Source organism: Aminobacter anthyllidis (assembly GCF_018555685.1).
Classification (GTDB): domain Bacteria; phylum Pseudomonadota; class Alphaproteobacteria; order Rhizobiales; family Rhizobiaceae; genus Aminobacter; species Aminobacter anthyllidis.
The window spans coordinates 76,129-98,880 of the sequence record NZ_JAFLWW010000013.1 but is presented as its reverse complement, the minus strand read 5'-3'; the positions used below and the strand labels follow the sequence as shown (position 1 = coordinate 98,880).

Sequence of the window (22,752 nt, the reverse complement as noted above, 5' to 3'; positions counted from 1 at the left end):
CAATTTCGCTCAATTGCCGAGCCCACGCCGCAACAGCTCGCCAAGCGTCAGCCGATGGTCGAAACGCCCGTCGCGCAGGAAATTGATCGTCTGGGCGATGACCAGCGGATTGTTCATCATGAAGGTATGGGTGGTCGGCAGAACGATATGGTCGGCCATGCCGGCGAGCCTTGTGCTTTCCACCGACACCTTGCCGTCATTGGGCCCGTCGAACATTGTCGACAGGATCGGGTTCACGCTGCGGTCGCCGGCGATGATGCCGACCTCGAAATCCGCTGCACCCAGCTGGTTCGGGACGCTGTCCGGCCCCGTGCCGAGCTGCATGCCGGCGGGGCCGTTGAGCATCTCGAACAACTTGAGGCCGCCAAGCGTGTCGACGACTTCGGAGCCATGATTGGGCGGCGCGAGCATGACGACGCGACCGAGATTTGCCGGACGGTTGCCGATCAGCCAGGCCCTGAGCAGAATGCCGCCCATCGAATGCGTGACGAAGCTGATCCTGCCTGCGTTACCGCACTTGGCCACAGACGCATCAACATGGGCGTCCAACTGGCCGATCGGCGCCTCGACCGAGGGATAGGTTTCGTTGACGACGGCGAAATCGGCTTTGCTGAGCGTCTCCTCCATCAAAAGGAAGGACACGTCCGTACGCCCCAGCCCATGCAGCAGGACCACGCAGTCGCGGGCGAGGGCAACCGACGAAATCATCGAAAGCAGCAAGGCCAGCACGAACCGCATGGATGACGCTCCGGATTGTCGAACTTTGGCCTTCAGGGGACCTCGTCGCTGGCCGCTGGCCCGCCCTCACCTTCGAGTGTTGACAGCCGCCGGGTCACCGAGCGGCTGAATTTCAGGCGAACCCCGGCACCGTTGGCGCCTTCTTCGGGAATGAAGACCGCGCCGAACGTCTCCAGCGCCGTTTCCAGGGCGCTGATCGCGGCATCGCTGGGGACGCCGATCTTGCGTTCGAACGCCTCGATCACCGCCTCTTCGACATGGGACGCGGCGGCGAGCCGTGACCGGCTGATCTCCACCAGAGCCCGCGCCGCTCTGCACATCGATCCCGTTATCATCGCCCGAGCCTCCTTGCCGAAAGCCCAGTGATGACAAATGCAGGCGCGTCTGTCACCCCGCCACGCAACTGGCGAGGAATGCGCTCAAGCGCCTGGCAAAGTGCATCGCAGTCCCGCAGCCGTTCCGCGCTGCGCTGTAGCACCTCGATGTCAGCGAGCGCCGTTCGTTCCAACCTGATAGGTCATTGTCCTGGCCACATCCCGCGAGGGACGCTTCTCGCCCGCGAGCACTTCGAAATCGAGCTGGTTTTCGCGCGGAACCAGCGGACAGGTGACGAAGTTGGTGAATGCGCACGGCAGCGCGACCGCATAGTTGAAATCAATCCAGTCGATGCGGGTGTTCGTCTCGTCGGTGAACTGCAGCTCGATGACGCGGCCGGCACCATAGGTGACCGGGCCACTGGTCCGGTCGCGAACATGCGCCACTGGCTGCAAACCGGTCGCCGTGTCCTTGCCGATCAGCTCTATGCTGTAGCTCCTGCCTTGGTGCTCGAAAGTGAAGGTGCCGATGCGTGGCGTCGATTCACGCACGCCGGCTTCCACCGTTTCCGCCTCGTATTCGGTAAGCGCGGTCGGCGTGTAGGTGCCTGCAACACGCCAGGCGGGGTCGTAATCGAATGCGCTGACACCTGCCTCTTCCACTGTCGTCGCCACCCTGGGATCACGCACCCGCACACCATAGAGGGACTGGCCGTCATTCTTGCTGCGCAGGATGGCCTCGACCTCGTTGACGCCGAAGTAGACCGGCTCGCTCTTGCCGTGGCCATAGGTCTGGTTGCGGCCCGGGATGATTTCGACCGGCTCTGTCGGATACTTGCCATTGACCGAGAGGTTCGGCCCCGAGGCCGGCGGGGTGAACATGACCTTGCCGTCCTCGACCGACCAGGTGCCGGGAAGCAGGTCGAAGCTGACATCCTTGTCGCCAGCTTCCAGCCAGTACTGGGCCACCAGCGAGGTCCAGCCATAGGGCCGGAACATCTTGGCGACATGGGCATAGCGCCATTCGCGCCACTGGCCTTCCAAATGTTCTTTTGTGGGCATGTTCGTCTCCCTATTGAAGAATTCAGCAGTCTGCTTGCGCGTGAGGATTCAGGCGGGCTCAGCCTTGACCGGCAGCACCGGTGATCTCGCCGAGGAAGGCGAGCATGCCGTGCCATGAACCGTCGTCGGCCCTGGAATTGCCGGAGGGCGTGCCGCCATTGGTGTAGGGGACCTTCGAGACCGGGTGCAGGCGGCTCAGCTGCGTCGACGGCACGATCGGCAGGTTGATGGCGTGGCCGGCATCATCGAAGTCGAGATGGCGGACCAGATGCGGATGGTCGTGCTTCCTCAGCATCGAGACGACCATGCGGGAATAGAGGCTGGACGGCCAGGCGCGGTCGTCGCGGCCCGAGATCAGCAGCACCGGGCCCGCGATGTTTTCGACCGGAATGCGCGCCCGCGCCACAAGTGCGGTGTCCTTCAGCCCCTCGAAGAAGACCGAGTGGTGCCGGCTGGGCGGAGCCTCGCCGGCCCAGGGGTGCCAGTGCACGGCGGCATTGTCCTGCCACAGATGCGGCAGGGGAATGCCACCCCTGGTCCAGGTGGTGCCTTGCCAGCCGCCGCGCGCCGGATCGCCGGCACCTTGGGCGCCATGGACCACAGCACCTGGAACGAATGCGATCACGGCGGAGACCAGCTCCGGGAAGGTGGCGCCCAGCAGCAGCGCGAGCTCGCCGCCGCGCGACTGGCCGCTGACCGCAACGAAGCCGTCTTTCGGCTGCAGTTTCCGGCGCGCCCAGCGCAGGCCGGTCTCGAGATATTCAAGCGGTGTCTCGGTGATGAAAGGCGACAGCCCCGGTGCCTTGAAATAGCCGAGCGCAAAGGCCCGGTAACCACGGGAAGCAAGCAAGGCGGCGCGCGGTTCGTTGATGCCGCCGCCCGAGCCGTTGAGCACCACCACGACAGGATGAGGGCCCGGCCCGGCCGGGGTGAACAGCGTGCCGACCAGCCCGTCCTCGCGAATGTCGCGACGCTCGACCCCTGGCGCGGCGAAGCGCTGGTCAAGCCTGGCCTCGGCCTTGATGCCGGCTGCGGTTTCGGCCGTCAGCTTCGTCTTGAGCGGCTGCATGACATCGTCTGGGAAGAGCTCGGCGCTCGTGCTGTCGACCGGCTGCTGGCTCCAGATCAGCCCCATTGCCGCGACTTCCGCATAGTCGCCGCCGACCGGCGCATCGCGGCCCAGATCGACCACGCCTTGCGCGTCGGCCATGAAGGTCGCCTGGCTCATCCAGGTCACGCCGCGCGCCCGTGTCGTGCGGGCGGAGATGGCAACCAGTTCGTCCGGCGCGAGGCCGGAGACGACGATCCGGCGCGGCTCGTCGATCAGGCCGTCGACGGCATCGATGGAAAAAACAGGCGCGGAAACAGGCTTTGTCGTCATCTGGATCTCTGCAGGTAAGTGGCCGGCGTGATCATCGGCCTGCGGGGCCGGTCATGCGGGCGAGATGGGCGTCGAGGCGCTTGGCGAAATCGTCGTCCAGCTCGGCTTCGGATGGCAGGCTGCCGCCGCGCGGCCAGTGACCACCGCCTGTCGTCCAGTCGCGCTTCAAGCCGGCAAGCCGGGCTTGCCACTCGACATCTTCTCCGGCCCGGGCCGGATCGAAGGCGAGGATGAAAACACCGCGGCCTTTCGGGTCACCTCTGCCGCCGCCGGCGACGCCGGCCATCAGCTCGACCACCAGCCCGAGCAGCGAGCCGATCTGGCCGCCGCGCGGCAGCAACGCCGCAACCTCGCTGGCGATGCTGGTCGGCCGCCCTTCGCCGTCGAGCGCCATGCCGTCAGGCAAGGGCGCCCTGGAGACACGGGCATTGCGGATATCCGCCATGGTGGCCGTGCTGGTGGCGACGTCGATGACGACGCGGTTCGAGCCCTGCCCGATGGCAAGCGCCAACGGATTGGTGCCGATCACCGGACGGCTGCCGCCATGTGGCGCGACGAAAGGCGGGCCCTCGGCGCCAGCGATGGCAAGCAGTCCGGCATCGGCGAGATGACGGACGAACGGCGCAAGCCGGCCAAAGCCCCTGACGCCGCGCAGGAAGACAGCAGCGACGCCGAACTGCCGCGCCGTCCCGGCGAGGTCGAGTGTGGCGCTGGCAACCGCCAGCGGCGCAAAGCAGGAGGTGCAGTCGAGCCAGTTGATGGCCTGCGCGCCCTCGCCCACTGGCACGGGGGCGGCATCAACAGTCCATTCATCGAGCATGGCGATGCCGAAGCGCGGCAAGCCGAGCGCATCGGCCTCGACCAGGGCCGAAGCAGCAAGCTCTGCTGCCGCACGGCCGCCCAGCGCCGTCGCCAGCCGGGCTGCCGCATCAGGAATCGCGATCATTCGGCCGGGCTCCGCGCTGTGCCGCCAAGCTGGATCTCGCTTGCCGACAGGTAGCCCAGCGTCATCAGGCGCTCGATCAGGAATTCCCTGGAGTGCTTGATATGGGCGAATTCGATCGCGGCGGCCCGCTCGCCGTCGCCGGCTGCGATCGCATCGACGAGTGCGGTGTGCTCATCGGAATGCTCGCCGGCCTTGACGGTGAAATCGATGGCGAAGCGCAGCAGGCGTTCGAGCTCGTCAAACAGGGTCTCGGAGAGGGTGACGACACGCTTGTTGCGGCTGCAGCGGGCAATAGTGAGGTGAAAGCGCCGCGCCACCTGCTGCATGGTGCCGATATCCATCGGCTCGGCATATTCCCTGACGATCTGGCGCAGCAGGGCAATTTCGGCCGGCGTGGCGTAGCGGGCCGCCTGTCGGGCCGCATGCGGCCCGATCGCCGCACGCATGTCGAGAATGTCGTGCACGGCCTGGAAGGTGATCGGCGCGACGCGATAGCCGCTGCGCGGCAGGATCATGACAAGCCCGTCGGCTGCGAGCCTCTGCATGGCGTCGCGCACCGGCGTCTTCGAGACCTCGTATTTGCTTGCAATGGAGGCTGCGTCGAGCGTCGTCCCCGGCACGATCTCGCAGCGCATGATCTCTTGGCGCAGCGCCAGATAGATGCGCTCCGAAACAGGGGCATGGGCAGTGGGGTCGGCCTCGACGGTCATGCGCTTGCTCCTCAGTTCCTCAATGCTTCGCCCAGGGCACGAGCTTGCGCTCGATCAGCTCCAGCGCGAGGATGGTGAAGTAGCCGAGCGCCGAAATCACAACGATGCCGACGAACATGCGCGACACCGCGAAGGTCTGCCACGACGCCCAGATGAAGAAGCCGACGCCGCTGCGCGCGCCGAGGAATTCGGCCGCCGCGATGATGATGTAGGACGAACCTGCCGCAAGCCTGAGCCCGGTGAAGATGTTGGGAAGCGCCGATGGCAGCGCGATGCGGAAGAAGGTCTGCAAGCGCGTGGCACCGGCGTTCTTGGCGACGTCGAGATAGATTTGCGGCGTCTGCATCACCCCGCCCATGGTGTTGTAGAGCAGCAGGAAAAACACGCCGATGGCGATGACGACGAATTTCGAGGCGTCGCCGACGCCGAAGATCAACAGGATCAGCGGCAGGATGGCGATCTTCGGCACCGGATAGAGCGCAGCGAAGATCGGACCGAGCACGCGCCGCGCCGGCTGCGACAGGCCAAGGAACAGGCCAAGCAGGATGCCTGGAATGGCGCCCATGACGTAACCGACCGAAACACGGCGCAGCGTCGCGCCGACATGGTCGAAGATTTCGAAGCTGGCGATCATCTGCCAGGCGGTGCCGGCAATCGCGCTGGGCGGCGGAAAAAAGCGCCTGTCGATGACATTGAGCTGCGAGGCGACCTCCCACAGCAGCAGCAACAGGAGCGGGCTGAAATAGGAAATGGAGCGGAACAGCCGCTCGCGCTGGGCCGGTGCCTTGAGCTCGCGGATCTGCTCTTCGGTCAGTTTTGCAGTGACGAGGCTCATGCCTGGTGCTCCGTCGAGCTTGAGGCCAGCAGGCGCCAGACCTCGTAGGTGAGATCCCAGAACCGCTTGTCGCGGCGCATCTCGACGACATCACGCGGCCGGTCGAAGGGCACGGCAAGATCGGCGATGATGGTGCCGGGGCGCGGCGACATCACCAGCACGCGGTCGGCGAGCGTCAGCGCTTCGTCGACGCTGTGGGTGATGAACACGACGGTCTTTCCCGTCGTCTCCCAGATGCGCAGCAATTCCTGCTGCAGCACCAGCCGAGTCTGCTCGTCGAGCGCGCCGAACGGCTCGTCCATCAACAGGATCTCGCGGTCGTCGACCAGCGCGCGCGCCACCGACACGCGCTGCTTCATGCCGCCGGAAAGCCTGTGCGGCAGCGCATCGGCGAAATCGGTCAAACCAGTCAGCTCAAGCAGTTCGTCGACCCGCGCGCGGCGTTTTGCTGCGGCAACGCCCTTCAGGCTGAGCGGAAAGCCGACATTTTCACGCACGGTGAGCCAGGGCAGCACCGAGGCTTCCTGGAACACCATCGCCGGCGGGTTTTCGCTCTTCATGTCGATGCTGCCGCCGAGCTTGGTTTCAAGCCCGGCAAGGATGCGCAGCACGGTTGTCTTGCCACAGCCGCTGGGGCCGACGATGCAGACGAACTCGCCGCGCTTGACCTCGAACTCGACCTCATAGGCGGCGACCGTGGTGCGGTCGCTGTCGGCGTCGTAGAAGGCCTTGGTGAGGTTGCGCACCTCGATCGCCGTCTCGCTCATCATACCCGCCCCCAGCGGCAACGCGGCCTGGGTCACTTCTTGACCACCAGTTCGTTGGCGCGCTTCAGCAGGTCGCTGCGATAGACCGAGTTGATGTCGACATCGCCGTTGTATTCAAGGTCGCCGCGCTTGCGGAAAAACGCCTCCTGCTCGCGCACCGAGTTCAGGTCGATCGACCCGTCCTCGGAACGAATGGTGTAGGCAATGCCCTGCAGCAGCGACTTTTCGGTGCCGGTGTAGCGGGCAACGATGTCGAGCACTTTCTCGTCCTTCCAGCCGCCATTGTCGAGCTGGCGCGCTGCCTTGAGATAGGCGGCGAGGAAGTTGACGACGGCACCTTCATTCTGCTGCACGAACTCCTTGTTGAAGGCGATGAAGCCCAGTTCGGTGCCGAAGGTATGGTCTTCGACCAGGCGGCGACCCAGGCCCTCGCGTTCGAGTTGCAGGGCGAAGGGCTCGATGCTCCAGCCGGCCTCGAGGCCGCCATTGGCAAAGGCGGCGGCGGTGGCGGGCGGCGGCAGGTAGATCGCCTCGACGTCGTCGACGGTCAGCCCGCCCTTTTCCAGCGCCTTGGCGACCGAATACATGCCGAAGCCGCCAGGCCCGGGAATGCCGACGCGCTTGCCTTTCAGGTCCTGCACCGTGCGGATGCCGGCGTCCCAGGCGGCCTGCGAAACCATGAAGGGCGACGGCGACGGCACCGTGTTCGGCATCTTGGCCGAGGTCGCGACAATGGCGACCGTTGCGCCCGCATTGATCGAATTGAACAGCCCGGCACCCCAGGTCGCGGCACCGGCCTGGACATTGCCCGAGGCCAGCATCTGGATCGTCTCGGCAGTGCCGCTCTTCGGCGACAGCGTCACGTCGACGCCATATTCGTCGAAATAGCCGAGGTCCTCGGCCAGGAAGAACGGCGCGTAGTCGGCAAAGGGCGAATAGAGGAATTCGATCTTGGGCTTGTCCTGGCCAAGCGCACCGCCTGCCGCGCCGGCCAGAAGGCCAGCCGCAAGTGTTGAGACAAGAAATCCGCGACGATTGACGGCAACCATAAGAACCCTCTCCATTGAGCGATCAGCCAGACTTTGATGTCCTGGATTTTGCAACTGATGCATCACATGGAGAAGGTGATATTTTCTAATCTCCTTGGCAAGCGGAAAATTCGCGTTCGCCAACGCCCATGATCGCAGCAACTTTTCGGAGCGTTAGCCGGGCACTGTCAGCAGTCGCGGCATCGATCAATCGAATCCTGTCCGCCGCCGCGCGCCCAGAGACGCGAGCAAGCGCAGGCGAGCAAAATGACGAGCCCGCAAGGCATAACTCGGCCCGCCACTTCTGGCTGGCCGAGTTATCAGCCTACTCCAGGGCAGCGATCAGTTCGTGATGATGACGTCGGTTTTCTCGAACTTCGTCACGTCGACCAGCCCCTTGTCGGAGATGCGCAGTTCCGGGATCACGACGAGCGCCAGCAGCGAGTGCTGCATATAGGCGTTGTTGAGCTGGCAGCCGCATGCGCGCATCGCCTCGACCAGCCTGCCGGCCTTCACCGCGACCAATTCGGCGCGCTCGTCCGACATCAGGCCGGCAACCGGCAGCTCGACCAGCGCGAGTTCCTCGCCCTCGCTGATCATCACGATGCCGCCGCCGACCTGCTGCAGCCGGTTGGCGGCTTTCGCCATGTCGGCCTTGTTGGTGCCAACGACGATGATGTGGTGGCTGTCATGCGCAACGGTCGAGGCCATGGCGCAATCCTTGGTGTAGCCGAAGCCCGAGACGAAGGCATTGACCACCTCGCCGGTCGCCTTGTGGCGTTCGACGAGCGCGATCTGGCAGACGTCGTTGGAACGGTCCATGCCAACGATGCCGTGCGCGACCGGAAGCTGCCGGACCAGTGCCTTGGTCGGCGCCTGGTTCTCGACAACGCCGATGACACGCACCTTGACTTCGCGAGCAGCGGGCGCGGCAATGTCGAAGTCCTCGGCTACAAGCTTCTTGCCAAGCTTCACCGTGTTCTTGGCGCTATCCGGATAGGCGTAGGCTGGCATATCAGTGGCCAGCGCACCGTCCCTGGCCAACAGCTTGCCGCGCGCGAACACCATCTCGACCGGCAATGAGGCCAGGTCCGAAGTGATGATCAGATCGGCGCGCCGGCCCGGCGCGATCGACCCCAGCTCGCGTTCCATGCCGAAATGCTGGGCGGTGTTCAGCGTCGCCATCTGGATCGCGGTGACCGGTTTCAGCCCTTGCGCGATGGCATGGCGGACCACCCGGTTCATGTGTCCGTCATTGACCAACGTGCCCGAATGGCTGTCGTCGGTGCAGAGAATGAAATTTCGCGGGTCGATGCCGCGCTCGGTGATCGCCTTGATTTGCGCGGCGACATCGTACCAGGCCGAGCCCAGCCGCAGCATCGCCCGCATGCCTTGGCGGACACGGGCAATGGCGTCCTCGACCGTCGTGCCCTCATGGTCGTCGGCGGGACCGCCAGCGACATAGGCGTGGAAGGCGCGGCCGAGATCGGGCGAGGCATAGTGGCCGCCGACGGTCAGGCCCGCCGCTTGGGTGGCGGCGATCTCGGCCACCATCTTGGCGTCGTTGGCCGCAACGCCGGGAAAATTCATCATTTCGCCAAGCCCAATGATGTTCGGCCAGGCCAGCGCCTCCCTGACATCGTCGGCACTGAGCTGCGCTCCCGCCGTTTCCAGTCCCGGCGCGCTCGGCACGCAGCTCGGCACCTGCACCAGGACGTTGATCGGCAGGCTTTGCGCCTCCTCGTTCATCAGCCGCACGCCGAACAGGCCAAGCACATTGGCGATCTCGTGCGGGTCGATGAACATCGTCGTCGTGCCATGTGGAATGACGGCGCGGGCGAACTCGGTCACCGTCACCAGGCCGCTTTCGACGTGCATGTGGCCGTCGCACAGGCCCGGCACGAGATAGCGGCCTTCGGCGTTCACGACAGTGGTTTTGTCGCCGATCGTATGGCCAGCGTCAGGCCCGACATAAGCGAAGCGTCCGGCCGTGATCGCGATGTCAGTGTGCGGCACGATCTCGCCGGAATAGACGTTGACCCATTTGCCGTTGCGGATCACCAGATCGGCTGGTGTCCGCCCCATCGCCACGTCGACAAGTCGCGGGGCGGTTTCAGACCAAGGCAGAAGCATGTGAACGATATCCTTTGAAAGCCGAGCGTCTGGCGGGCGCCGAAACGCCCGCCATGGCTGCTACTGGATCTGTGCGACGAGTGCGGCCGCAAGCAGTGCGACGAACCACATGATCGGCTTGACCTCGCCGGCCTTGCCGACGACCAGCTTGAGCAGCACATAGGCGATGATCGCCAGCGACAGCCCAAGCGTGATCGAAAAGGTCAGCGGGATCAGCACGATGGCGAGGAAGGCGGGAATGGCCTCTTCGGCATCCGACCAGCGGATTCGGCCCATCGGCTCGGACATGAACAGTCCGGTCAGGATGAGAACCGGTGCCGTGGCGATGGCCGGCACCAGCGACAGCAGCGGCGACAGGAACAGGAATGGCAGAAACAGCAGCCCGGCGACAAGCGCCACAAGGCCCGAGCGTCCACCCTGCGCGATGCCTGCACCTGACTCCAGATAGACAGTTGCCGGGCTGGTGCCGAGAGGCGCGGAGATCAGCGCCGCGACCGCATCGACATGCATCGATTCCTTGATGTTGCGCGGCATGCCGTCCTCGTCCTTGAGGTTGGCCGCCTCGGCCAGCCCGAGAAAGGTCGACAGCGCCTCGACGAAATTGGTGAACAGGAACACGAAGATGAACGGGATGTAGGCGACCTGCAGCGCGCCGAGCAGGTCGACCTGCCAGACGAAGCTGAAGTCCGGCGCTGCCGACAGGCCGCTCCAGTTGACCAGCGTCGTCACGTCGGGCGCCTCGGGCGAAAACGCGCTGCCATTGCCCCACCAGCGGCCGATCGGGATCGAAATCAGCGTCGTCAGGATCATGCCGGCCATCATCGCGCCCGGCACGCGCCGGACGACCAGCCCCACCGTCACGATGAACCCGGCAATGAAGGTCAAGGTGACGGGATTGAAGGTGGTCAGGCCGACAATCGTGTCGGGGTTGGAGACGATGAACTTGGCATTGACCAGGCCGATCAGCGCGATGAACAGGCCGATGCCGCAGGCGATGCCGTAACGAAGGTCAGTCGGGATCGCCTCGATGACAGTGCTTCTGAGATTGAGCACCGCCATGATGGTGAACAGCACGCCGGCCCACAACACGCAGCCGAGCGCGATTTCCAGCGGCACCTTGGCGCCGATCACCATCGTGTAGGCAAACAGCGCGTTGATGCCCATGCCCGGCGCGACAAGGATCGGGCTGCGCGCATAAAGCCCCATCGCGCAGCTGCCGATGAAGCTGACCAGCACGGTCGCTGTCACGCCTGCCGAAAACGGGATGCCGGCATGAGCCAGGATCGAAGGATTGACGACGATGACATAGGACGCGGCCAGGAATGTCGTCAGGCCGGCCAGGATCTCGGTCCGCATCGTGGAGCCGAGCCTGGTGAATTGAAAATGGCGGTCGAGGACGGCGTGCAGCCAGGATGGCTGCGCGCCCGCTCTCGCTGAAATCTGCGGCTGGTAGTTCATGTATTCCTCCCCTTGTTGTCTGGTTCCGACGCGGCCAATTGGCCAAGGCCGGGCAGCGTTCCTCACTCCGCTGCCACGGCCCTTCCTTGTTCGAGGGTGGGCTCGAGATTGGGTTCGAGGATCGGCGACGTCACCGTCAGCTTGACGCAGTCGATCACCCCCAGATCGGTGATGGCGTAGTCGGGTATCGCGGTGATCTGCAGCACGAACATGTACATGAACGGCCACGGCAGATCGCAGCCGAGGCTGCGCGCCGCATCGTCGAGCCTGCCTTCGATGGCGGCCATTTCCTGAGGTTCGATGTCGGAGACGATGCCGCCGATCGGAAGATGGAGGAACTCGAGGATTTCTCCATCCTTGACCACCACCTGCCCGCCATTGTTGGCGATGAGATGATTGATGGCCACCGTCATGTCTTCGGGGCTGGTGCCGACGCAGATGATGTTGTTGTCGTCGGGTGCTGTCGAACTCGCCATGGCACCGGCCTTGAGGCCGAAGCCCGAGGTGAAGGCCACGGGCCGGTGCTGCGTCTTGCCATAGCGCTCGACAACGGTGACGTATTGGATGTTCTGGTCGAGATCGGCGAGCACCCGGCCGTTGCGCACCGGGAGCGTCACCTCGCGCTTTGTGCGGACAAAGACCTTTTCGGGTGTGACCGCAATCGCCATGGCCCGGGCGGAATTGCCTTCGCCCTCGTAGGGGACGGCAATGTCATCGACGGAGATCGGAGCAACCTTGATCGAGCGAAGCAGCCCTTCGCTGCGCGGCGGCGGCGACAGCTCGACCGCCATCTTGCCGTCCCGCGCCGCGACCGCACCGTTGGCGATCACCGCTTCGATGCGGAACTCGCGCAGGTCGTTGACAACAAGGATGTCGGCCGAGCGGCCGGGCGAAATCGATCCGACCTTCTCGTCGATCCTGAGCGCATCGGCACCGTTGATCGTTGCCATCTGGATCGCCGCCATCGGCGAGATGCCCATCGCGATCGCCATGCGCACCATGTTGTCGAGATGGCCGCGGACAAGGATGTCGCTTGCCACCACGTCGTCGGTGCAGAAGCTGATGCGGCGCAGGGCTTTCACGCCCATCTCGGTGACGATGCGCAGATTGTCGGATAGGAAATGCGAAATCGACGACTCGCGCACCACCACATGCATGCCGGCGCGCAGCTTCTCCAGCATCTCCTCCGGCGAATAGCTTTCATGGTCGGCGCGCACGCGTGCCTGCTGGTAGCCGTTGAGCCTTGCACCGCGCGTCATCGGGCAGCAGCCGAGCACCGGAAGCCGGCTCTTTTCGGCGATTTCGAGCGCCTTCATCACATCCGGATCTTCTTCCTGGATGAATTCGCGCACCGTCTCCCAGATGCCGACGCATTCGGGCCAGTGATGGGTCGCGGCATGGTCGGCCGGCCCGAAATAATGACCGACGGTCGAGCGCGGCATGGTGTAGGGCGTCTTGCAGGGCGCGCCCCAGAACACCTTCAGCGGCGTCTGCTTGGCCTCGTCGAGGAACTCACGTGCCGCCGCGGGACCACCGACCACGATGATCTGGTCGAGCCCGGTGACGATCGAGGTCGTGCCGAGCGGCACCACGGCCTTGGCGAAGCTGGTGATCGACAGTTTCGAGCATTCGACGTGAAGATGGCCATCGATCATGCCGGGGCAGAGGTACTTCCCCGATGCGTCGACGATCTCGGTGTCGGGGCCGATGTGATCGGAGATGTCGCCAACGGCGATGATGCGGTTGCCGTAGACGGCGATGTCGGCCTGGTAGATTTCCTCCGACACGACGTTGACCAGCCTGCCGCCACACACCGCCAATGTCGCCTTGGCTTCCCGCCCCGACGCCGCACGTATGAATTCCCTGATATCAGTCAATCGAACCTCCCTGGTTGATGGGAGTATTTCGAGCCGATGCCGTTTACACAATTGGCCGAAGTCGGCTATTTATTGGACAGATCATCCAATGGATTGGACGAAATATGGACCTCTCGGTCATCGACTGTTTCGTGAAGGTCGCCGACGCGCGCTCGATCTCAGCGGCATCACGGCTTCACCGGCTGCCCAAATCGACACTCAGCCATCGCATCCGGCAGCTGGAGGACGAGTTCGGCATGGAGCTGTTCGTCCGCGAGGGTCATCATCTCCACGTCACCGATGCCGGCTCGGAGCTTTTGCGCCACGCCAGGCGCATCCAGGCCAGTTGCGAGGACGCAGCGACCGCCCTTGCCGAAATGCGCCAGGAGGTGGCCGGCACGCTGCGCGTCGGCTCGACCGGCGAGTTCGGCACGACCATCACCTCGGAACTGCTTTATGCCTTCCGCCAGCAATATCCGCAGGTCAATCTCGATGTCGTTTTCCTGACCTCGCGCCAGCCCTTCTCCGATGTGACCGAACAGGCCTTGGACGGCATCTTCCATTGGGGCGAGCCGTCAGATGTCGACTACATCAGCCGCCGCCTGTCGACAGCGTCCTACGGGCTCTACGCCAGCCCCGACTATCTCGCCCGCCATGGCACGCCTGAGACGACCGACGAACTGGGCGCGCATCGCGGGCTGATCTTCCGTCAGCCGACACGGCCGCAATCCTGGTATCTGGCGCAGAACGGGCGAAGCGAGATCGACATCCTGCCGGCCGCCAATTGCATCGCCAACGACTACTGGACGCTCAAATATTTCGCCGTCGCCGGCGAGGGCCTGGCCTATCTGCCGGGGTTTTTCGTCGAGACCGAGTGCGAGAACGGCATTCTTGTTCCGGTGTTGCCGCAATGGCGGTCGCCGGAAACGGCGATCAATCTCATCTATTCGCGCCGCCGCCACGTCTCGCGCCGCTTCAAGGCCTTTGTCGAATTCTGCATCGAATTCTACCGTGGCCGCGAAGGTAAGCGCATCCCGCGCTATTATGTCGAGAAGGTCGGCTGAAACAGACCCATGCCAGGCTGAGGCCGAAGCCAAAACCGCCGGCAAATTCGGCTGTACAAGCCAAAAGAAGTGAAATATATTTCAACATATGAATTTTATTGACTCATCGTTGAGACCCTGTAATCTCCACATCGTCGGCTTTCGGGAGGAAGTCCGGCGGCAATCAATCCACATAGCGGCGCCTCGGGCGGCCGCGACGGTCATTGAGGATGGCTTCGGCCAAGGGAGGAAACTTGCGCAAATTTTTGAGCACGCTCGCAATCGCGGCGGCTGCGTCGACCTGTTTGGCTTCGACCCAGGCGCTTGCCGAAACCGCCAACCCGTTCAAGTGCGAGCCGGGTGAAAAATACGTCATGAACGTCATGGTCTCGGGCGTCGAATACTGGTTCCCGGTCTACGAGATGTTCAAGCAGGCCGGCCAGCAGTTCGGCTGCGAGACGGAATATACCGGCACGCCCGAATACGACGTCAACAAGCAGATCGCCACCTTCGACCAGGCGCTGGCCCAGAAGCCAGCCGGCATCCTTGTCCACCCGATGAACTCCGACCCGTTCATCGAGCCGATCAACCGCGCCATCGAGCAGGGCACCGCGGTGGTCACCTTCGCCGCCGACTCGCCCAATTCCAAGCGCGTCTCCTTCATCACCTCGGACAATCTGGCCGAAGGCACCTATGCCGCAGACGCCGTTGCCAAGGCGATGGACGGCAAGGGCGAGTATGCCGTGCTGGAAAACCCCGGCCAGGACAACCACGACAAGCGCGTCTCGGCCTTCATCGCCCGCATGGAAGCCAAGTGGCCCGACATGAAGCTGGTCGGCCGCGCGGCCTCGAACCAGGATCCGACCAAGGCCTATCAGGCCGTGCTCTCCCTGGCGCAGGCGCATCCCGACCTCGGCGCGGTCTTCATGCCGGAAGCCAACTCCGCCATCGGTGCTGCCCAGGCGGCCAAGGAAGGCGGCGGCAAGATCAAGGTCATGCTCGCCGACGTCAACGCCAAGATCCTCGACATGATCAAGGCCGGCGAGATCTACGGCTCGGTCAACCCCAACCAGGGCATGCAGGGCTACATGGGCTTCATGCTTCTGTGGCTGGCCAAGCACCCAGACCTGATCGACCCGATGAACGACACCAAGCGTTCGGGTGCCAACGGCATGAGCGTGCCCTTCGTCGACAACGGCTTCTCCATCGTCACAGCCGAAAACGCCGACGACTTCTATTGGGACAAGTATCTCAAGCGCCGCGGCACCAAGGGCATCGAGGAATAAGCTCGTCCCCGGCCTTTCACGGCAGAAAACCCGGAAGGGGGCCTTGGTCCCCTTCCCCTTTGCAGCGCCCATCGCAGGAGCATGGCGTGACTGAGACGCCCATTCTTGAAATACGCGGCCTGTCCAAGGCGTTCGGGCCGGTAAAGGCGCTCAGCGACGTGCAATTTTCGCTCAGGCGCGGCGAGATCCACGCGCTGTGCGGCGAAAACGGTGCCGGCAAATCAACGCTGATGAACATGATCGCCGGCGTGCTGCAGCCCGACCGCGGCGAGATCCTGATCGACGGCACGGCTGTTTCGATCCCTTCGCCTGCGGCAGCCCAGCGCCTCGGCATCGCACTCGTCCACCAGGAGATCGCGCTCTGCCAGGACGCGACGGTCGCCGAAAACATCTACATGGCCGCGATCAACGCGCGGCGCGCACCGCTGATGAATTTCAACAAGCTTCATGCCGACGCGCAGAAGGTGATGGACCTGCTTGCGCCCATTCCGGTGCGCACCAAGGTCGCCGACCTTTCCATTTCCAACCAGCAGCTCGTCGAGATCGCCAAGGCGCTGACGCTCGACTGCAAGGTGCTGATGCTCGACGAACCCACCGCGGCACTGACCGAAGGCGAAGCGCAACGGCTGTTTGGCATCGTGCGCGGCCTCAGGGATCGCGGCATCTCGGTGGTCTATATCAGCCATCGCATGGCCGAGATCTTCTCGCTGTGCAACCGCATCACCGTCTTCCGCGACGGCCACTATGTCGCCACCGACCCGATCGCCGAAAGCTCACCCGACGACGTCGTGCGCAAGATGGTCGGCCGCGAGATCACCCAGCTCTATCCCGACAAGCTGGCGCCGCTGGAACCCGGCCGCCTGCTGCTTTCGGTCGAAGGCCTTTCAGACGGCGACCGCTTCGCTGACGTGAACCTGCAACTGCGCGCCGGCGAAATCCTCGGCATCGGCGGCCTGATAGGTGCTGGCCGCAGCGAGATCGCCCAGACCATCTGCGGCCTGAGACCGGCGACTTCAGGAACCGTCGCGCTCGACGGCACGGTACTTCGCATCCGCAACTACAGCGACGCCGTCAAGGCCGGCCTCGTCTACCTCTCGGAAGACCGCAAGGGTTCCGGCGTGTTCCTCGACATGCCGATCGCGGCAAACGTCTCCGCGCTTGACCTTGGCAAGCTGACCGGTTCGCTCGGCCTGCTCGACCGCAAGGCGGAAGACCGCCAGGCCACCGACCTGACCAAGCGCCTCGGCGTGCGCATGGCCGGCATCGACGCCAGGGTGTCGACGCTCAGCGGCGGCAACCAGCAGAAGGTGGCGATCGCCAGGCAGCTGTCGATCGACCCCAAGGTCATCATCATGGACGAGCCGACGCGCGGCATCGATGTCGGCGCCAAGGTCGAGATCCATCGCCTGTTGCGCCAGCTTGCCGCCAAGGGCGTCGGCATCGTCGTCATTTCCTCGGAGCTGCCGGAGCTGATCGGCCTGTGCGACCGCGTCATGGTGGTGCGCGAAGGCCGGATCGCCGGCGAGCTTGGCGCCGACGAACTCGGCGAAGAAGCCATCATCATGCTCGCATCGGGCGTCCAGAATTCGTCCAATCAAGAAAAGCAGGCCCAAAATGTCGCCTAGAGAAACGGGAGAAACCCTGATGCACGCCGAGATCAAGGCACCCGATGGCAGCGGGCGCATCAACTTCGCCCGCCTCGCCTCGATGCGCGAAGCCGGCCTGATCGTCATCATCCTGGCGCTGTGCATCGCCATGAGCTTTGCCTCGCCGCACTTCCTGACATGGGGCAATTTCCGCGCCATGCTGATGAGCTTCTCGATCGAGGGCATCGTCGTCGTCGGCATGACCATCCTGCTGATCGTCGGCGGCATCGACCTGTCGGTCGGCTCGGTGGTGTGTTTCTCGATGGTCGTCTCGGGCGCATTGTTCCTCGCCGGGCTCGACCCGTGGACAGCAAGCCTGATCGGCATCGGCGTCAGCGCCCTGATCGGTGCCGCCATGGGCTTCTTCGTCACCATTGTCGGCTTGAACCACTTCATCACCTCGCTTGCGGCGATGGTCATCGTGCGCGGCCTGTGCCTGGTCATCACCAAGGGCACGCCGCTGTCGCTGTTCACCTTGCCGCCCGCCTTCAAGGCCATCGGCCAGGGCAGCTTCCACGGCCTGCCCTATGTCATCATCATCTTCGTCGTCGTCGTTGCGATCTTCGACTTCCTGCTGCGTCGCGCCACCGCCTTCCGCAAGGTGTTCTACACCGGCTCCAACGAGAAGGCGGCGCAGTTCTCCGGCATCAAGACCAAGCAGGTGAAATTCTGGGTGACGGTGCTGTGCTCGACCCTCGCAGGCCTTGCCGGCGTCATCTACATGGCCCGCTTTGGCGCAGCAACGCCGACCTTTGGCGCCGGCATGGAGCTCAACATCATCGCAGCAGCCGTGATCGGCGGCGCCTCGCTCAACGGTGGCTCCGGCACCATCTTCGGCGCCATCCTCGGCATGGCGCTGCTGTCGGTGGTCACCAGCTCGCTGATCCTGCTCGACGTGTCCGTCTACTGGCAGGACATGATCAAGGGCTGCATCCTGCTCGCCGCCGTCTCCATCGACCACTTCCTGCACCGCAAGAAGTCCTGAGCAGGCGAGACGACATCATGGCACCCCCGAACACCCGCGACGACATATCGACCGTCCGCCAGATGCACCAGGCGCTCGTGCTGCATTATGTCGAAGGCAAAACCCAGGCCGACATCGCCCGGGAACTCGGCATCTCGCACGCCACCGTCAACCGGCTGATCAAGCGCGGCCACCAGCTCGGCCTCGTCGAGATCAAGATCAAGTCGCCGATCGACCATCTCGTCGACATCGAAGCACGTCTTGTTGCACTCGGCGGCATCGAACGCGCCGTGGTCGTGCCATCGGTATCGGACAATCCGCAGACCGCCTTGCAGCGTGTCGGCGAAGCGGCGGCCAGCCTGCTGCTCGACACCATCAAGGACGGCGACACCATCTCGATCACTGGCGGCAAGGGCGTCAGCGCGCTTGTTGCCGGGCTGAAGCCCGGCCGCCGCTACGACGTCGAGGTCATCCCGGCAACCGGCCTCGTCCAGGGCAAGCACTACACCGACGTCAATCACGTCGCGTCGCTGATGGCCGACAAGCTCGGCGGCCGCGCCTACCAGGTCCATGCGCCGCTGTTTGCCGACACGCCGGAGCAGCGCGAGATGCTGATGGGCGTGCGCTCGGTCGCCGACGTCTTCCGCAAGGCGCGCGAGGCCGATGTCGCGGTCGTCGGCATCGGCTCGATCCTGACCGACGACTCCAGCTATTACGACCTGCATCCGTCCTCGAGCGCCGACCGCCGCGCCATCGAGCAGTCGGGCGCATCAGGCGAATTGCTCGCCCACCTCATCGACCACAATGGCAAGCTCTGCAGCTACGCGCTCAACCGTTCACTGGTGTCGCTGACACTGGACGAATTCGCCACCATCCCGCGTTCGATCGGCATCGCCAGCGGCCCGAGCAAGGCAGCGCCGATCCTCAGCGCCATGCGCGGCAGCCATCTCGACACCATCGTCACCGACGAGGCGACAAGCCTCCAGATTCTCGACCTTGCCGAACAGGAGGCAGCATGAGCTCCCGACAAATCCAACGCCGCATCGGCCGCTCCGACGTCTCCGCATCGGCCGTAGGCCTCGGCACCTGGGCGATTGGCGGCTGGATGTGGGGCGGTACCGACGAGCAGGCCTCGATCCGTGCCATCGAAGCCTCCATTGAAGCAGGCATCAGCCTGATCGACACCGCGCCCGCCTATGGCCTCGGCCGCAGCGAAGAGATTGTCGGCAAGGCGATCAGGGGCAAGCGCGACAAGGTCGTCATCGCCACCAAATGCGGGCTCAATTGGCACTCCGGCAAGGGCAACCACTTCTTCGACCAGGATGGCAAGCCGGTGCACCGCTATCTCGGCGCCGACGGCATCGCCCATGAGCTCGAGCAGAGCATGCGCCGCCTCGGCACCGACTACATCGACCTCTACATCACCCATTGGCAGGACCCGACGACGCCGATCACTGACACCATGGCGACGCTCGAAAAGCTCAAGGCGGAAGGAAAAATCCGCGCCATCGGCGCTTCCAATGTCAGCGCCGAGGACCTCGAGAACTATGTCGCCGCCGGCCAGATCGACGCGATTCAGGAACGCTATTCGATGATCGACCGCGAGATCGAACAGACCCTGCTGCCGATCACGCAGCGCAACGACGTCGCCACGCTCAGCTACTCCTCGCTGGCGCTCGGCCTGCTGACAGGCATGATCGACCCGTCGCGCGAATTCAGCGGCGACGACCAGCGCAAGGGCAATCCGCGCTTCTCCGCCGCCAACCGGCAGAAGGTGGCAAACCTCAAGCTCGCCATCGCCCCGATCGCCGAACAGCACAAGGCGTCAATGGCCCAGATCGTCATCGCCTGGACACTCGCCCAGCCCGGCATCACTTTCGGCCTGTGCGGTGCGCGCAATGCCGAACAGGCGATCGACAATGCCCGGGCCGGCGAGATCACGCTTGGCGCGGACGAACTGGCAATCATCGACACGGCAATCGCCACGCATCTCACCTCCATGGATGCCTGAGCGAAAAGGCACAGCCCACATGAACCGCAACGACACACTCGCCGCTCTGCGGGAGCGGCCCGATATTGCCGTGCTTGTGATAGGCGGCGGCATCAACGGCATCTCGGTGTTCCGGGAGCTGGCCCTGCAAGGCATCGACGTCGTGCTCGCCGAGAAGGGCGACTATTGCTCGGGCGCCAGCGCGGCGCTGTCGCGCATGGTGCATGGTGGCTTGCGCTATCTCGAAAACGGCGAGTTCAAGCTGGTGCGGGAATCGCTGGTCGAGCGCGACCGGCTGCTGAAGAACGCACCGCATTATGTCGCGCCGCTGCCAACGACGGTGCCGATCTTCGACACCTTTTCCGGCATCGCCAATGGTGCCGTCCGCTTTCTTGGCCTGACGCGTAATCCCAGCCGTCGCGGCGCGCTGGTGATCAAGGCCGGCCTGACCATGTACGACCTGTTCACGGCAGCGAGGCGGTTGATGCCGAAGCACCGCTTCCGGGGGCGCGCCGAAACCCTCAAGGCATGGCCTGCGATCAATCCCGACATCCGCAGCTCAGCCACCTATTACGACGCCTGGGTCAGCCGTCCCGAGCGCCTCGGCCTGGAAATGCTGTTCGACGCCATGGCATCGGGCCCAACCGCGCGCGCCCTGAACTACGCCACCGTCGCCGCATCTGACGACGGCCTTGTCCTCACTGACAGCTTGACCGGTGAGGTGCTGCCGGTCCGCCCGAAACTGATCATCAACGCCACCGGCGGCTGGATCGACCTGACCAACAAGGCCATCGGCGCTTCAGCACCGCGCATGATGGGCGGCACCAAGGGTTCGCACCTGATCGTCGACAACGCCGAACTGCATGACGCGCTTGGCGGCCACATGGTCTATTACGAAAACGAGGATGGGCGCATCTGCATCCTGTTTCCTTATCTCGGCAAGGTGCTGATCGGCTCGACCGACATCCGCGTCGACGATCCCGACCAGGTCCGCTGCGACGACGACGAGCGCAGCTACATCCTGCAGTCGCTCGCCTTCGTGTTCCCCTCGATCGCCATTGCCGACAGCGAGATCGTCTTCCGCTTCTCCGGCGTGCGTCCCTTGCCCGCCAGCGACGACAGCTTCACCGGACGCATCCCGCGTGATCATTTCTGCGAGTTCGTGGAGCCAAGCGGCGACCTGCCGGCAACTCTGTGCATGATCGGCGGCAAGTGGACGACCTTCCGCTCCTTCGGCGAGATGGCGGCCGACATGGCGCTGGAGCGGCTTGGCCTCAAGCGCAGCACCGGCACCGAAGATCTCGCCATCGGCGGCGGACGCGACTTTCCCGCCGACCCGGAAAAATGGTGTGTCGCCTTTGGCGCCAAGCATGGCGTGCCAGCCGAACGCGCAAAAGTGCTGCTTGAGCGCTACGGCACTTCGGCGGTGGATTTCATAGCCGACCTCGCCTCTGACCCGATGCTGGCCGGATCGACCTACTCCACAGGCGAGATCCGCCTGATCGTCGCGCGCGAGCAGGTCGAATGCCTGGCCGACATCTTCCTGCGCCGCACCACCATCGCCATTTCGGGCGGCCTCAGCCTTGCCCTCATCGAGGCCGTGCTCGACATCCTGGCCGATTGCAAAGGCTGGAGCACGGCCCAGGCAACCGACGAACGCACAGCCTTCCTAGCCTTGCTCGCCCGCCAGCACGGCATTTCCATTTCCGATCTCTCCCAGACGAACGACACAAGGAGCGCCCTATGCGCCTGAACCACAAAGTCCGCATGAACCGGCTCTTCACGGGCGGCCGCTGCCTCGACGTCGCCATCGATCACGGCGTCTGCAACGAGCCGAGCTTTCTCAACGGGCTCGAAGACATGGCTGGCGTGGTCGCCCAGTTGGTCAAGGCCGGCCCCGACGCCATCCAGATGAACTATGGCCAGGCCGACCTGCTGCAGGCGGTGCCGGGTAAGGACAAGCCGGCGCTGGTCATGCGCATCGACATGGGCAACCCCTACAACAAGATCCGCCACCGGGCGATGTGGGCGGTGCTGCAGAACGAGGCCGAGCCGCTGCTCGGCGCCATCGAGATGGATGCGGCCTGCGTCGTCGTCAACCTGTTCATGCTGCCCGACGAGCCGGACCTGTTTCGCCAGTGCGTCCAGAACATCGCCCGTGTCCGCGCCGACTGCGAGAAATACGGCCTGCCGCTGATGATCGAGCCGCTGGCCATGCTGCCGGTCGACCAGAGCGGCGGCTACATGGTCGACGGCGACGCCGAAAAGATCGTCACCCTGACGCGGCTCGCCCGCGAGATGGGCGCCGACATCATCAAGGCCGACCCGACCACCGATCCCAACGACTTCCACCGTGTCGTCGAGGCAGCGCGCTGCCCGGTGCTTGTCCGTGGCGGCGGCAAGGAAGACCTGCGCGCCGTGTTCGACAAGTCGGCAGCACTGATGGCGCAGGGCGCGATGGGGATGGTCTATGGCCGCAATATCTACCAGCATGCCAATCCGAGCGCTGTCGTGCGCGGACTGATGGCGATCATCCACGACGGTGCGGATGGTGCCACGGCCTTCGACCTGTACAAGCAGGCCTAGGTCAGCGGC

At 64.3% G+C, this 22,752-nt stretch carries 20 protein-coding genes; 8 read left to right on the top strand and 12 right to left on the bottom strand.

All coding sequences use genetic code 11. The features are described from left to right. Positions 1 to 9: 9 nt before the first annotated feature. From J1C56_RS29595 to J1C56_RS29540, 12 genes are all read right to left on the bottom strand, one after another. Positions 10 to 738: an esterase/lipase family protein gene (locus tag J1C56_RS29595; RefSeq protein ID WP_214393517.1), complete on the bottom strand. Its 729-nt coding sequence runs from the start codon at positions 736 to 738 to the stop codon at positions 10 to 12. Positions 739 to 770: 32 nt separating this feature from the next. Continuing rightward, positions 771 to 1,073, bottom strand: a complete 303-nt coding sequence (locus tag J1C56_RS29590; RefSeq protein ID WP_214393516.1) for a helix-turn-helix domain-containing protein — start codon at positions 1,071 to 1,073, stop codon at positions 771 to 773. Between the two features lie 150 nt (positions 1,074 to 1,223). Further along, a complete protein-coding gene (locus tag J1C56_RS29585; RefSeq protein ID WP_214393515.1) occupies positions 1,224 to 2,114 on the bottom strand; it encodes a DUF1684 domain-containing protein in 891 nt (296 codons plus the stop codon). A 58-nt stretch (positions 2,115 to 2,172) separates the two neighbouring features. Further along, the gene (locus J1C56_RS29580) at positions 2,173 to 3,495 is read right to left on the bottom strand and encodes an acyl-CoA thioesterase/BAAT N-terminal domain-containing protein (protein WP_214393514.1); all 1,323 of its coding nucleotides are present in this window, start codon (positions 3,493 to 3,495) and stop codon (positions 2,173 to 2,175) included. 31 nt (positions 3,496 to 3,526) lie between these two features. Then, a complete protein-coding gene (locus tag J1C56_RS29575) occupies positions 3,527 to 4,441 on the bottom strand; it encodes an Ldh family oxidoreductase (RefSeq protein WP_214393513.1) in 915 nt (304 codons plus the stop codon). Continuing rightward, positions 4,438 to 5,151: a GntR family transcriptional regulator gene (locus tag J1C56_RS29570; RefSeq protein ID WP_214393512.1), complete on the bottom strand. Its 714-nt coding sequence runs from the start codon at positions 5,149 to 5,151 to the stop codon at positions 4,438 to 4,440. Before J1C56_RS29570 ends, J1C56_RS29575 begins: the two co-directional genes overlap by 4 nt. 19 nt (positions 5,152 to 5,170) lie before the next feature. Further along, entirely contained in the window at positions 5,171 to 5,986 is an 816-nt protein-coding gene (locus J1C56_RS29565) for an ABC transporter permease (RefSeq protein ID WP_214393511.1), read from the bottom strand. Then, the gene (locus J1C56_RS29560) at positions 5,983 to 6,753 is read right to left on the bottom strand and encodes an ABC transporter ATP-binding protein (RefSeq protein WP_246592137.1); all 771 of its coding nucleotides are present in this window, start codon (positions 6,751 to 6,753) and stop codon (positions 5,983 to 5,985) included. Before J1C56_RS29560 ends, J1C56_RS29565 begins: the two co-directional genes overlap by 4 nt. A 32-nt stretch (positions 6,754 to 6,785) precedes the next feature. Continuing rightward, a complete protein-coding gene (locus J1C56_RS29555; RefSeq protein ID WP_214393510.1) occupies positions 6,786 to 7,802 on the bottom strand; it encodes an ABC transporter substrate-binding protein in 1,017 nt (338 codons plus the stop codon). Between the two features lie 321 nt (positions 7,803 to 8,123). Then, positions 8,124 to 9,914, bottom strand: coding sequence for an adenine deaminase (gene ade / locus J1C56_RS29550; RefSeq protein ID WP_214393509.1), 1,791 nt, complete (start codon positions 9,912 to 9,914; stop codon positions 8,124 to 8,126). Positions 9,915 to 9,974: 60 nt separating this feature from the next. Next, on the bottom strand, positions 9,975 to 11,372 hold the full coding sequence (locus J1C56_RS29545; RefSeq protein ID WP_214393508.1) for an NCS2 family permease: 1,398 nt from the start codon (positions 11,370 to 11,372) through the stop codon (positions 9,975 to 9,977). A 62-nt stretch (positions 11,373 to 11,434) separates the two neighbouring features. Continuing rightward, positions 11,435 to 13,249, bottom strand: a complete 1,815-nt coding sequence (locus J1C56_RS29540) for an adenine deaminase (RefSeq protein ID WP_214393507.1) — start codon at positions 13,247 to 13,249, stop codon at positions 11,435 to 11,437. A gap of 104 nt (positions 13,250 to 13,353) precedes the next feature. On the opposite strand from J1C56_RS29540, the gene J1C56_RS29535 reads away from it, so the two are divergent. The 8 genes from J1C56_RS29535 to J1C56_RS29500 all read left to right on the top strand — a co-directional run bounded on the left by J1C56_RS29535 (position 13,354) and on the right by J1C56_RS29500 (position 22,743). Next, the gene (locus J1C56_RS29535; RefSeq protein WP_214393506.1) at positions 13,354 to 14,292 is read left to right on the top strand and encodes a LysR family transcriptional regulator; all 939 of its coding nucleotides are present in this window, start codon (positions 13,354 to 13,356) and stop codon (positions 14,290 to 14,292) included. 233 nt (positions 14,293 to 14,525) lie between these two features. Continuing rightward, positions 14,526 to 15,557, top strand: coding sequence for a substrate-binding domain-containing protein (locus J1C56_RS29530; protein ID WP_184770750.1), 1,032 nt, complete (start codon positions 14,526 to 14,528; stop codon positions 15,555 to 15,557). Between the two features lie 86 nt (positions 15,558 to 15,643). Next, complete coding sequence (locus J1C56_RS29525) at positions 15,644 to 17,182, top strand: sugar ABC transporter ATP-binding protein (RefSeq protein ID WP_214393505.1); 1,539 nt, start codon at positions 15,644 to 15,646, stop codon at positions 17,180 to 17,182. 19 nt (positions 17,183 to 17,201) lie between these two features. Continuing rightward, positions 17,202 to 18,188, top strand: a complete 987-nt coding sequence (locus J1C56_RS29520) for an ABC transporter permease (protein WP_214393504.1) — start codon at positions 17,202 to 17,204, stop codon at positions 18,186 to 18,188. 17 nt (positions 18,189 to 18,205) lie between these two features. Continuing rightward, positions 18,206 to 19,186 carry a sugar-binding transcriptional regulator gene (locus tag J1C56_RS29515; RefSeq protein ID WP_214393503.1) on the top strand — a complete coding sequence of 327 codons (981 nt, stop codon included), beginning with the start codon at positions 18,206 to 18,208 and terminating at the stop codon, positions 19,184 to 19,186. Further along, complete coding sequence (locus tag J1C56_RS29510) at positions 19,183 to 20,178, top strand: aldo/keto reductase (protein WP_214393502.1); 996 nt, start codon at positions 19,183 to 19,185, stop codon at positions 20,176 to 20,178. The genes J1C56_RS29515 and J1C56_RS29510 overlap by 4 nt, the downstream gene beginning before the upstream one ends. A 19-nt stretch (positions 20,179 to 20,197) precedes the next feature. Next, on the top strand, positions 20,198 to 21,910 hold the full coding sequence (locus J1C56_RS29505; RefSeq protein ID WP_214393501.1) for a glycerol-3-phosphate dehydrogenase/oxidase: 1,713 nt from the start codon (positions 20,198 to 20,200) through the stop codon (positions 21,908 to 21,910). Further along, positions 21,901 to 22,743, top strand: a complete 843-nt coding sequence (locus tag J1C56_RS29500) for a class I fructose-bisphosphate aldolase (RefSeq protein ID WP_420797444.1) — start codon at positions 21,901 to 21,903, stop codon at positions 22,741 to 22,743. The genes J1C56_RS29505 and J1C56_RS29500 overlap by 10 nt, the downstream gene beginning before the upstream one ends. The last annotated feature ends 9 nt before the right edge of the window (positions 22,744 to 22,752 follow it).